Here is a 12,537-nt window from a genome sequence, read left to right as displayed (position 1 = left end):
GTCACATCCGCAGTCGGTCGAGCATCCGGGATCCGGTCTGTGTGTGCAACAGGTAGGCGCCGAGCACGCCACCGGCGATCGCCGCGCTGTACCCCTTGATCAAGAACAGTGCGGGCATGTCGACCGATCCCCAGTAGTTCAGGCCCACGTTGTGGTCCAAACCCCAGCACAGCGTCTGACACACGCTGTAGGAGGCCGCGGCACTGATCGCGGTCACGATGAGCGCCGCGCGGCTCCGGGGCCGGAACCGGGAGCCGACGAGGTAGGCGATCCCACCGACAGCCGCTCCCATCCCGATGCCGCACAAGCCCAACGTCCACACCAGCCGCCATACGAGCGGTCCGTTGTGCGGGAACATGATCAATCCGAGCACCAGGAACAAGAACTCGCCCTGGAACCCCAGCGAGATGAACACCTTGATCGTGCGGATGGCCTGGCGCTCACCCTCTGATATCTCCCGCTGGGCTGCAGTTCTCGCACCGGGCACTGTTGCCATCGCTTGTCTCCTGAGAAATAGACATACCGGGAATCTCCCGGGATCGACGACCCGAGTCGGTACGCAGGTGCCGAAGCACCCCGCGCCGACTCGGGAGATGGAATATGTCATAGAGCATAATTCATGCGCGACGGTTTGGCGATGGTCGGTCCGACCAGGTCGGGGGTACTCGGGCGCCCCGAAGGGCTCTGCGCGCTAGGTGTCCGTGCGAGCGCTTCGACCGCGAGTGAGGAACTTCTGGCTCTCGATCAGCAGCTCGAGCTGCCGGGCGACATCATCGAGGGGTTTGCGGCTGCGCTGAGAGCGGCAGAGAACCACGGCACCCTCGACCGATGCGATCGACATCGTTGCCAGCTGCTCGGCGTCGTCGGCGTGCAGTCCCTCGTTCTCGAAAGCCCGGCGCAGCGGCTCGGACCATCGCGCGAAGATCGCGGCGGTGCTGCCGAACAATTCCTCATCGCCGGTCGGGCCGACCGCGACGGCGACCACGGGACATCCCGCCGCGAAATCGCTGTCGCGCAAGATCTTCTGCCACAGCTCGACGAAACGGTGCAGGATCTCGGTTGATCCGTCGGCGGCGGCGCGGTCGACGATCGCGCCGATCGCGTCACCGGCGAAACCCAGCGCCTCCGCTACCAGTTGCGTTCTGCCTCCGGGAAAATGGTGGTAGACCGAACCTCGGGGTGCCCCGCTGCGGGTGAGTACCGCGTCGATCGTGACACCGGCGACTCCCCGTTCACGGAGGACCTCCACCGCACTGTGGATCATGGTTGTCCGGGTGTCCTTCGGTTCCGACACCACGCCTCCTTCGAGTGACACCGCAAGCGCCGCCGCCTGCTGGCTATGTAACTGATCATAGAACGGTGCCAGATCTGAGGTTCGCCGCCGATCGGGTAGCGGCCTGCCGACGGCATTCGTTGCGAGAACGGGGTCCTCGCTGGCCAGCCCTTCGGCGACTCGGAGCTCAGTTGACTGAATATGAGGTATTGCATAATGCTTAGACCCGGTGTTGACTAGCGATTGTGTCGCCGAGACCGGCGCTGGGCGGGGCCGCAGATGAGAGGGCCAGGCCAACTCTGGCAGTTGTGCCTAAGGACCCGATCGCGACTGCTCCACCCGACACACGACACCGCCAGGAGAGGCCCGTGAGCTTCAGAAGCCCATTTCCCGACGTCGAGATTCCCGACACCAACGTCTACGACTTCCTGTTCGCCGGCATCTCCGGCTCCGATCTGGACCGCCCAGCCCTGATCGACAGCGCGACCGGCGATCAGACCACCTACCGCACCCTCATCGGTCACATCGATCGGATCGCGGGTGCGCTGGCGAGCAGGGGTTTCGGTGTGGGTGATGTGATCGCACTGCATTCCCCGAACACCCCGGCCTTCGCCGCGGTGCTGCACGGCATCTTGCGAACAGGCGCGACCGCGACGCCGGTCAGCGCACTGAGCACCGCCGAAGACATCGCCGCCCAGCTCACCGACTCCGGGGCGCGCCTGCTGTTCACCGTCACACCACTGCTCGCCCAGGCCGCAGCGGCCGCACAGATCGCCGGGATCGCGCCGGAAGGAATCGTGGTACTGGACGGTGCCGACGGCTACCTGTCACTGCGAGACCTTCTCCAGCAGGGAGCCTCCGCACCGGATGTCGACTTCGACCCGGCAACCCATCTGGCGATCCTGCCGTACTCGTCGGGAACCACCGGTCACCCCAAGGGAGTGATGCTGACCCATCGCAACCTCGTCGCCAACGTCTGTCAGATCCATTCCCGAATAGGAATCCAGGACCAGGACCGCGTGTTGGCGGTCCTGCCGTTTTTCCACATCTACGGCATCACCGCCATGCTGCACGCCGCCCTGTACCGACGCGCCGCACTGGTGACCATGCCCAGGTTCGACCTCCCCGAATTCCTGCACGCCATCGCGCGCCACCGCTGCACGTATGTCTTCGTGGCACCGCCGATCGCGGTGGCGCTGGCCAAGCATCCGATCGTCGAGCACTACGACCTCTCCAGCGTCCACACGGTCATGTGTGGCGCGGCGCCTCTCGATACCGATCTGGGCAATGCCGTCGCGCGGCGTCTGGACTGTCGGGTTCGTCAGGGCTATGGGATGACCGAAATGAGCCCGGTCAGCCACGCTATACCCGACGATGGCGATGATTTCCCGATCGGTTCGGTCGGGGTGACCTCGCCCAATATGGAATGCAAGCTGGTCGACACGACGACCGGACGAGAAGTGGACTACCCCCGCCACGGTCTCAGCGCACCCGGTGAGCTGTGGTGCAAAGGCCCCAACGTGATGGTCGGCTATCTCGGCAACCCGGTCGCCACCGCCGAGGCCCTCGATGCGGAGGGCTATCTGCACACCGGTGACATCGCGGTCGTCGATGGACGCGGTGCGGTGTACATCATCGACCGGCTGAAGGAGCTGATCAAATACAAGGGCTATCAGGTTCCCCCTGCTGAACTGGAAGCGCTGTTGCTGACCCACCCCGAGATCGTCGATGCCGCGGTGATCGGTGCGCTCGACGCCGAAGGCGAGGAGATCCCGAAGGCCTTCGTCGTGCGCCGTCCGGGCTCCCGGCTCGACGAACGATCCGTGATCTCTTTTGTCGCTGAACAGGTTTCGCCCTACAAGAAGGTTCGGCAGGTCGAGTTCATCGACGCTGTGCCCAAATCGGCCGCGGGCAAGATCCTTCGAAAAGACCTCCGAGCAAGGGACACCACCCGAAGCGACAGCGTCGAGGCGTGACCGTCCGTGGCGACCCGGGTAACTCGGTTCGCTATGGCGCGGTGATTGCCGTACTGATCCGGTCGGCGGAGGTGCGCTGCTCGCCGGGCGTGCGGAGGTCGGCACTCACGGCGAAGACGGGGAACCTGTCCGACGGCGGGCACGGCTGAAATTGCACCCGCACCGGGCAGCCCCGCATCGCCGGGACCTCCCCTTCGATGGACGTGTAGACCCACGGCCCCTCGTCGAGTTCGACAATGGCGATCGTCAACGGTGCGTCGTCGTGCGTTCCGGTGGCCGTGCGATCCACTACCCGCCAGGACACGATCGAACCGGCGCCCGCGGACGGCAGCCACTCGAGGCTGTCGGACGCGCACGACGAGCAGTCGGCGACCAGCGGCGCGAACAGCTTGTCGCAAGCCGTACAGCGGCGGATCATCAACCTGTCGCAGGCTGTGCCGCGGCTCGCTGGATCGGGTGGGTACATGAAGGCCTCCGTGAGCTGGTGCTGACGCTTGCTTCAGCGTCCTCCGTTCGCGGCGTCGCGGGGACGGTCGATATACCTGTTTTTGCGAGGGAAACACGGCGTAACCTGGCGCTGGGGACCCACCGCGACCGAATGCGAGGCATGCCCGATGCAGCCTGCCACCCAGGGCACGCTGGGGAATCTCCCCGCGGAACTGACTCACTTCGTCGGCCGGGGACGTGAGATCGGCGAGGTCAGGGAGTTGTTGTCCGAGTCGCGGCTGGTGACGTTGACCGGGATCGGCGGGGTCGGCAAGACCCGTTTGGCGCTCCGGGTGGCCGAGGAGGTCCGCCGGGCGTTCGACGACGGGGTCTGGCTGGTCGAGTTCGGCAAGGTACGCGAACCGGAGCTGGTTGCCGGGTCCGTAGCGTCCGCCCTGAAACTGACCGGGCAGACCGCCCAACCCCCGCTGGACCTGATCGTCGAGCACATCGCCTCCCGCCATCTGCTCCTGGTGCTCGACAATTGCGAACACCTGGTGGACGCGATCGCCGCGCTGACCGAATCACTGCTGCGCGCCGCGCCCCGCCTGCACATCCTCGCGACCAGCCGGGAACCGATCGGCATCGGCGGGGAGTCGGTGGTCCCGGTGCCGCCGCTGACGGTTCCCGGGGCGGAGCGGTCGCCGAGCCTGCGCAAGCTGATGCGGTCCGACGCCGTCGCCCTGTTCGTCGACCGCGCGCGGGCCGCCATCCCCGGCTTCGAGCTGACCGAGGACAGCAAGGTCGCCGTCGCACGCATCTGCCGTCGGCTCGAGGGCCTGCCGCTGCCCATCGAGCTGACGGCGGCCAGGCTGCGGGCGATGTCGCCGGAGCAGATCCTGCAACGGCTCGACGACCGGTATCGGCTGCTGATCGGTGGCGGTCGCGCGGCGCCCACCCGGCAACAGACGCTGCGTCAGTGCATCGACTGGAGCTACGACCTGCTCACCGACCGCGAGCGCGAACTGTGGGCGCGCGTTTCGGTGTTCGCTGGCGGCTTCGAGCTGGACGCCGCGGAGGCGATCTGCGGTGCGGGACTCGATCCCGGCGACGTCCTCGACCTGGTCGGCTCGCTGGTGGACAAGTCGGTGTTGATCCGGGAGACCTACGGCGGCCGCGTCCGGTACCGGATGCTCGAAACCCTGCGCGAGTACGGCAGGGAACGGTTGCGTGCCTGCGGCGCCGAGCCTGCGTTGCGGCGCTGCCATCGCGACTGGTTCGAACGGCTGGCGCTGCGGGCGTACACCGGGTGGATGGGGCCCCGGCAGCTGGAATGGATCGACCGGCTCAACCGCGAACAGCCCAATCTGCGCGAGGCTTTGGAGTTCAGCCTGACCGAGCCCGACGAGGTGGGATCGGCCGAACGGATCGCGGTCGCGCTCTACGAGTTCTGGGTCGCGCGGCAGCGGGTCAGCGAGGCCCGCTATTGGCTCGGGCGCGTGCTGGAGCGAACGGGTGGAGCCACGCTGGAACACATCGCGGCGCTGAGCGCGGACACGATCCTGGCCGCGATGCAGACCGACTTCCAGTCCGCGTCCGCGCGAATCGAGCGGGCGCGCCCGCTGGCCGACGGCGACGAGATGTTCGGAGCCTATGTCGATGGTGCGGGGGCACTGCTGGCACTGTTCTCCGGCGACTTCGCCGGCGCGGTGACGCACTGCGAACAGGCGCTGCCGGTATTCGAGGCCATCGGTGACGTCTTGCATCAGGTGTCTGTCCTGCTGGCGCTCGGCGCCGCCTGCGGTCTGCTGCAGGACACGGACCGCGCCGCGGCGTGCCAGGAGCAGGCGCTGGCCATCGCGACAGCGCGCGGCGAGTCGGTCTACCGCTCCTACGCACTGTCACAGCTCGCCTATACGACGGTCGAGCGCGGCGATCTCGAACGCGGGGCTGTGCTCGGGCAGGAGAGTTTGCGACATTCCCGGGCGATCGACGACTGGTCGGTCGTCGCGAGCTGCCTGGCGACCCTGGCCTTCGTCGCGGCCGAGCAGGGTCAGGCGCAGCGGGCCGCCGTGCTGGCAGGCACCGCCATGTCGGTCGCCGAATCCGTTGGCAGCCAGTCGGTCATGATCCTCGAGATGTTCGGCCATCGCCGTCAGGCACAGGAGTCCGCCACGCGTGCGCTCGGACAGCGCGCTTTCGACGCGGCGCTGCGCCGGGGCCACGAACTCGGTATCGAGGAGGCGCTCGCCTACGCACTCGAGGAGGATCCGGCCGCGACAGCGGAGCTGCCCGCCGCGATGGCCGCACTGACCCGCCGCGAAAAGCAGATCGCCGAACTCGTCGCTCAGGGCCTGACCAACCGCGCCATCGCGGAGAAACTCGTGATCTCACAGCGCACAGCAGCAGGCCATGTCGAACACATCCTGAGCAAGCTGCACTTCACCACCCGCGCCCAGGTCGCCGCCTGGGTGGTCACCCAGAATCAGAAGTAGCGGGGTCGCAGGCCCGCGACCCTCAGCTCCACCTGCCATCGAAGTCATCACAACCACCTCTTATGTAGGCACGTACCTACGATGCCTGGGCTTGTCCCCGCCAATAGTTCGTAGTTGACCTGCAACGCAGATGCCCAGGTCAAGCCTGCATGAGCCGAAGCCTGCAATGCTCCTCGACGAACCGGTCGAGGTGACAATCCCGTTCGACATCCTCGAGCAAGCCTGACGAGGTACCGCGGCCGGGCCGAAGGGTGGCTCGCCTGATCACTACACTGGGACAGCGTGGAGGCGCTATCGGCGCAGCGAGAATTCACCGGCTACGGACTGTCGCACTGGATTGTCCTGGCGATATTCGTGGTGGGCGCGATTCTCATGGTCCGGGTCGGGCGCACGCACCGAAGTGCCGCTGCCGCAAGACGATTCAGCCGAGCATTCGGTGTCGTGACGCTGGCGCTCTATGCGGCGATCTACCTCTACACCATGATCCCTCCGACCATCGAGCGCTCCGTCCCCTTGCGGCTGACCGATCTCGCCACCGTGGTCGCCGGATACGCGTTGTGGTCGCACCGGCGCTGGGCGTACGCGCTGACCTACTACTGGTGCCTCACCCTGAGCACACAGGCGCTGATATCGCCGGCGCTGGAGAGCCAGGACTTCCCGAGTAAGGAGTTCCTCGCCTTCTGGGCGATCCACCTGGCCGTGGTGTGGGCCGCGATCTATCTCACCTGGGGTATCGGCATGCGCCCGGATTGGCGCAGCTATCGAATCGCCGTGGGAGTCACCGCGGTGTGGGCCGCGCTGACCTTCGTGTTCAACACGGTGGCCGGTACCAACTACGGCTTCGTCAACGCGAAACCCGCGACGGCGTCCCTGCTCGATGTACTCGGCCCCTGGCCCTGGTACCTGGCCACGGTCGCCATTCTGCTGATCACCGTATGGGCATTGATGACCTGGCCATGGGTCCGCAACCAGCGACTCCGTACGCAGGCGTAACGGGATACGGGCTACCGGCCGTCCAGCCTCGCGCCGATGACCTCCTCGAGTTCGGTCATCGACCGCATGAACGCGGCAGGCAGATCGACCTCGTAGCGGTGCGCCGGGTGACGGTGTGTGTCGGGGCGCGATGACCTTTCGGTCAGCGGGCGGTCGAACTCGCCGGTAGCCTGAGCGCGTGAGACCGATGGGGACGGCGCCGGGTACTCCGGCGCGGCCGGGAGTCGCTCTGGCAGCAGTTGTCGCCGTGGTGTTCGTGACCTTCTTGGACACCACCGTGGTCAGTGTTGCGCTCGGCGATATCCGGCGTGAGTTGAGTACCGATGTGACGCTGCTGCAGTGGGTGGTCAACTCCTACACCGTGGTCTTCGCGGGGCTGATGCTGGCCGGCGGGTCGCTCGGTGACCGGTGGGGGCGCAAGCGGGTGATGATCATCGGGCTGGTGATCTTCTGTGCCGGATCGGTGGTGTCCGCGCTCGCGAGCAGTGTCGCGATGCTCATCGCCGGTCGCGCGATCATGGGACTCGGCGCCGCGGCCTCGGAACCGGGGACGCTGTCGGTGCTGCGCCACATCTTCCCCGGCGAGCAGGCGCGGGCCAAGGCGGTCGGGGTGTGGGCGGCGGTGTCCGGACTGGCGCTGGCGGCCGGCCCGGTCCTGGGTGGCGTGCTGGTCCACGCGTACGGGTGGCGCTCGATCTTCTGGTTCAACCTGGTGATCGGGGCGGTGGCGCTCGTCGCGGCGCTGTGGTCGATTCCGGAGAGCGCGGATCCCCAGCAGGCGCCCGTCGACTGGGCAGGCGCGGTGCTCGGCGCGACGGCGTTCGGGTCGGTGATCTACGCCGCGACCGTCGGTCAGGATCGGGGCTACACCGCACCGTCGGTGCTTGGCCTGTTCGGACTCGGCGGTATCGCGCTCGCAGCGTTCGTCGTCGTCGAAAAGCGGGCGCGCGCACCGATGCTCGACTTCCGCTATCTGCGGCTGCGGGCCGTGCGCGGGGCGCTGGTTGTCGCCTTCGCGGTCTACTTCGGTATCTTCTCGATCTTCTTCTTCACCGCGCTGTATCTGCAAGTGATGCAGTCGTATTCGGCCGCGCGCACCGCCGGTGTCTTCGCCCCGATGGCCGTCGCCATTGTGCTCGGGTCCCTCATCGCGGGCTACTGGGTGGCCCGTCGTGGCGCGCGCGTTCCCATGATCCTCGGTTGCGTAGTCGGTGCGGGCGGGATCCTGCTGACCCGTCATGCCCTGTCGGGCACCCTGCACGATCCGTGGCTGGCGGCCGCGATGGCGGTGGCCGGGTTCGGCTTCGGGATCGCGGTGGTGCCGTTGACCTCGGCGGTGATGTCGGGGGTCCCGGCGGAGCACTCGGGAATGGCCGCCGCGGTGACCAATACGATGCGCCAGGTCGGTTCGGCGTTCGGTGTCGCGGTGCTCGGTGTCCTGGTGAGCTCGTTCCTCTCCGCGGACCTGCGCGCCAGGATGACCGAGTTGGGTCTGCCGACCACGCTGCAGCCCGACGCCATCCAGGCCGTGGAACGCGGCCGCATTCCCGAAGGCGTCGACATCGGCCCGTATCTGCAATACCTGTCGAAGGTGAACGAGGTGCTCAACACCGGAAAGGTCGCCTTCCATCACGGGCTGGATGTGGCCCTGCTGGTCTCGGCGGTGATGATTCTCGCCGCGGCGGTGTTCACGGCACTCGACACCGAACGGCCGAAGGCGAAGATGAAGTAGACCCGAGTTCACCTGGTGGTGGTCTCCATCCGTCATGCTGGTGCCGTGGTAGTTGTCTCGGATGTCGTCCCGGTGCGCGGCAGTGAATATTCGATCTTGTTGCGCCGGATCAGGGCGGCAGGCCTGTTGGACCGGAATCTGCGGTACTACGGGTGGAAGAGCGGGATCACCGCGGCGGCGTTCGTCGCCGGGTGGGCCGCGTTCTTCGTCCTCGGCGACTCGTGGTGGCAGCTGGGCGTCGGGGTGTTCCTGGCCGCGGTGTTCTCGCAGATCGCGTTCCTCGGCCACGACGCAGGGCACAAGCAGATCTTCGCGTCCCGGCGGGCCAACTACCTGTACGGCCTGATCGCGGGCAACCTCGCCATCGGCCTGAGCATCGGCTGGTGGACCAGCAATCACAACCGGCACCACGCCCACCCCAACACCGAGGGCGCCGATCCCGATGTGATGGGAATCCTGGCCTTTTCCGGCGACCGTGCCCGCGCGGGCACGGGCATCCGCCGGCTGATCTTCCGCTACCAGGCGTGGCTGTTCTTCCCGATGCTGTTGCTCGAAGGCGGCAGCCTGCATTACTCGAGTGTCCGGGCGGTGTTCCGCTGGCCCATCCCGAACCGGCTGTGGGAAGGCGCGCTGCTCGCCGCGCACGGCATCGGCTACCTGTCGGCGGTCTTCCTGGTGCTCCCGCCCGGAAAAGCGCTGGTGTTCATCGCTGTTCAGCAGGGTCTGTTCGGGCTGTACATGGGCTGCACGTTCGCCCCCAACCACAAGGGGATGGAGGTGCTGCCCGAAGGTGACAACACCGACTTCCTGCGCAGGCAGGTGCTCACCTCACGCAACGTCCGCGGCGGCTTCCTCGTCGACACCGCCCTCGGCGGGTTGAACTACCAGATCGAGCACCACCTGTTCCCGTCGATGCCCCGCGCCAATCTGGGCCGGGCACAGCCGATCGTCGCCGGGTACTGCGCCGAAATCGGTGTGCCGTACTGCGAGACCGGCCTCGTCGAGTCCTACGTCCAAGCGCTGAGTCACCTCGACGAGGTCGGCCGCCAGACCTGGACGCCACCGCAGCTGGTCGACTAGCCCGCCCGCACTGATCGGTGCGGGCGGGCCTCGGTCAGAGCCGTGGGTCCGTCGGCACCGATTCCATTGCCAGGATGGCGAATACGAGCTCGTGCACCCGCCACAGTGGCTCCCCGGCGGCGACGGCGTCGAGCGCCGCCAACCCGAGCCCGTGCTCCCGCATCGCGAGACCACGTTTGCGGCTCAGGGTCCGATCCCGCAGGCGCGCGAGGTGTTCGGGCGCGGTGTAGTCGGGACCGTAGATGATCCGCAGGTATTCGCGCCCACGGCATTTGATGCCCGGCTGGACGAGTTTGCCCTTCGCGCGGTGCGTCGACCCGGCATAGGGCTTGATGACCATGCCCTCGCCGCCTGCCTCCGTGAGCTCGAGCCACCAGGCGGTCGCCTCGGCTTCGGCGACCGGATCGGACAGGTCGACGACACGGCGTTGCGTGCGGCGGAACGTCTGCGGATCGGCCGCGACGAGCCGGTCGCACAGGTCGAGGTGCCAACCATGATCGCGCCCAGCGTAACTCGCGCCCTCGGCGGCCAGGACGGCGAACGGTGCGATCTGGATGCCGTCGAGATCTGTTGTCGGCCAGCAGTATCGACGGTAGGCGGTGGTGAAGTCCGCCGCGTTCCCGGCACGGGCCGCGGTGCGAGCGCGGAGGTCACCGAGGTCGAGACCGCGGGAGAGTCCGGCGTCGAGTGCGGCGACGGCGGGCGGCAGCGCCGACCGGGCCGCGGCGCCCATGGCCGCGTACTGCGTGCGGATCAACCCGCCCGCCTTGGCCGACCACGGCAGCAGTTCGCAGTCCAGGAGCAGCCAGCCCGTGTCCAGTTCGTCGAACAGCGGTGCGGCAGCGGCACGGACCCGGCCGAGCAGGGTCTCCGTCAGCGCCGCATCGGCGAAGAACGACCGGCCGGTGCGGGTGTAGATCGCACCGGAGCGGTCCGCGGGCATCCCGAATCGGGCCGCGGCGGTGGCCTCGTCGCGGCAGACGAGGACAACGGCGCGCGAGCCCATGTGCTTCTCCTGGCACACCACCCGCTCCACGCCCGCCGCGCGATAGTCGGCGAACGCCTCGGTGGGATATTCGAGGTAACCCTCGACCGTCGACGTCGACGGCGGCGACATGGTCGGCGGCAGCCAGAGCAGCAGCCGCGGATCGATCGCGAACCGGCTCATCACTTCCAGTGCGGCGGCGGCATTCTCGGCCTCGACCAGCACGGTGCCGTAGTCGGTGCGCAGGTGCCTGCGACCGGTGACGTCGGCCAGGTCGAGTGTCTCGGCGTCGCGGGCGGATTCGGCGTCGCCGAGCGGCTTCACCGGCGCGTAGTGCATCCGCTCGGCGGGCACCGAGACGAACGTCTTCTCCGGATAGCGCAGCGCGGTCAGCTCACCACCGAACACCACACCGGTGTCCAGGCAGACGGTGTTGTTGACCCACTCCACCTTCGGCGTCGGCACGTGCCCGTACACGACCATCGCCGCACCGCGATAGTCCCGTGCCCACGGATACCGCACCGGCAGCCCGTATTCGTCTGTCTCCCCGGTGGATTCGCCATACAGGCAGAAGTCGCGAACCCGGCCGGAAGCACGCCCGTGGTACGCCTCCTTCAGCCCAGCGTGCGCCACCACCAAGCGCCCGTCGTCCAGCCGCAGGTGACTGACCAGCTTGTCGATCCATCGCGCCGCGGACTCGACGAACTCCGGCGGCTCGCTCGCCAGCTGTTCCAGCGTCTCCGCCAGCCCGTGCGACACCGTCACCTTGCGCCCACGCAGCTTCCGCAGCAGCTTCTGCTCGTGATTGCCCGGCACACACAGGGCGGTACCGCTCGCGGTCATCCCCATCACCAGCCGCAGCACGCCCGGTGAATCGGGACCGCGGTCGACGAGATCACCGACGAACACCGCCTGGCGCCCCGCCGGATGCGTGGCGTCGACCGCCCGTCCCGTCTCGTCGCGGATCAGCTGCCAGCCGAGTTCGCCGAGCAGGCTTTCCAATTCGGACCGGCAGCCGTGCACATCGCCGATGATGTCGAAGGGGCCGGTGAGTTCGCGCCGGTCGTTCCACGCGCGCTCGTAGGTGACGGTGACCTGGGCTGGATCGGTGACGACGTGCACCTTGCGGAACCCCTCACGGCCGAGCTCGCGCAGCGAACGGCGCAGGTCCTGGCTCTGCCGCCGCAGCACCTGGCGGCCGAACTCGCGGTCGTCGCGATCCTTGGTCCGCTCCCACGCGACCGCTTCGGGCGTATCGAGAACGATCGCGACCGGCAGCACATCGAAAGACCGTGCGAGCGCGACGAGTTCGGCCCGCGCGTGCTTCTGCACATTGGTCGCGTCGACGACGACCCGCCGCCCGGCTCGCAGCCGGAGCCCGGCGATGTGGCGGAGGGCGTCGAAGGCGTCCTTGGTCGCGGACTGGTCGTTCTCGTCGTCGGCGACCAGGCCGCGGAAGAAGTCCGACGAGAGCACCTCGGTGGACTTGAAGTGCTCGCGCGCGAAGGTGGACTTGCCGGAACCGGAGATGCCGATCAGCGCGACGAGGGACAGTTCGGGAAGGTCGAGGTTCATGG

At 67.6% G+C, this 12,537-nt stretch carries 9 protein-coding genes; 5 read left to right on the top strand and 4 right to left on the bottom strand.

Annotated elements, in window-relative coordinates; genetic code table 11:
* Position 1 precedes the first annotated feature (1 nt).
* Positions 2–496, bottom strand: coding sequence for a hypothetical protein (locus tag ACWF82_RS01370; RefSeq protein WP_452496795.1), 495 nt, complete (start codon positions 494–496; stop codon positions 2–4).
* Between the two features lie 195 nt (positions 497–691).
* Positions 692–1,264 carry a TetR/AcrR family transcriptional regulator gene (locus ACWF82_RS01365; RefSeq protein ID WP_452496996.1) on the bottom strand — a complete coding sequence of 191 codons (573 nt, stop codon included), beginning with the start codon at positions 1,262–1,264 and terminating at the stop codon, positions 692–694.
* A 377-nt stretch (positions 1,265–1,641) separates the two neighbouring features.
* Between ACWF82_RS01365 and ACWF82_RS01360 the strand changes: the two genes are divergently transcribed.
* On the top strand, positions 1,642–3,249 hold the full coding sequence (locus ACWF82_RS01360; protein ID WP_452496793.1) for a 4-coumarate--CoA ligase family protein: 1,608 nt from the start codon (positions 1,642–1,644) through the stop codon (positions 3,247–3,249).
* A 31-nt stretch (positions 3,250–3,280) separates the two neighbouring features.
* Here the strand turns inward: ACWF82_RS01360 and ACWF82_RS01355 are convergent, their stop codons facing one another.
* The gene (locus ACWF82_RS01355; protein ID WP_452496791.1) at positions 3,281–3,715 is read right to left on the bottom strand and encodes a Zn-ribbon domain-containing OB-fold protein; all 435 of its coding nucleotides are present in this window, start codon (positions 3,713–3,715) and stop codon (positions 3,281–3,283) included.
* 148 nt (positions 3,716–3,863) lie between these two features.
* On the opposite strand from ACWF82_RS01355, the gene ACWF82_RS01350 reads away from it, so the two are divergent.
* The 4 genes from ACWF82_RS01350 (at position 3,864) to ACWF82_RS01335 (ending at position 9,975) form a co-directional block, all read left to right on the top strand.
* Positions 3,864–6,170, top strand: a complete 2,307-nt coding sequence (locus ACWF82_RS01350) for an ATP-binding protein (RefSeq protein ID WP_452496789.1) — start codon at positions 3,864–3,866, stop codon at positions 6,168–6,170.
* 282 nt (positions 6,171–6,452) lie between these two features.
* Positions 6,453–7,163, top strand: coding sequence for a YwaF family protein (locus ACWF82_RS01345; protein WP_452496788.1), 711 nt, complete (start codon positions 6,453–6,455; stop codon positions 7,161–7,163).
* Between the two features lie 187 nt (positions 7,164–7,350).
* Positions 7,351–8,895: an MFS transporter gene (locus tag ACWF82_RS01340; RefSeq protein WP_452496994.1), complete on the top strand. Its 1,545-nt coding sequence runs from the start codon at positions 7,351–7,353 to the stop codon at positions 8,893–8,895.
* Positions 8,896–8,940: 45 nt separating this feature from the next.
* Positions 8,941–9,975, top strand: coding sequence for a fatty acid desaturase family protein (locus ACWF82_RS01335; RefSeq protein WP_452496786.1), 1,035 nt, complete (start codon positions 8,941–8,943; stop codon positions 9,973–9,975).
* Positions 9,976–10,009: 34 nt separating this feature from the next.
* Here the strand turns inward: ACWF82_RS01335 and ACWF82_RS01330 are convergent, their stop codons facing one another.
* On the bottom strand, positions 10,010–12,535 hold the full coding sequence (locus ACWF82_RS01330; RefSeq protein ID WP_452496783.1) for a polynucleotide kinase-phosphatase: 2,526 nt from the start codon (positions 12,533–12,535) through the stop codon (positions 10,010–10,012).
* Positions 12,536–12,537 lie beyond the last annotated feature (2 nt).

Source organism: Nocardia sp. NPDC055053 (assembly GCF_053608285.1).
This window is presented reverse-complemented; position numbering and strand designations above follow the sequence as displayed.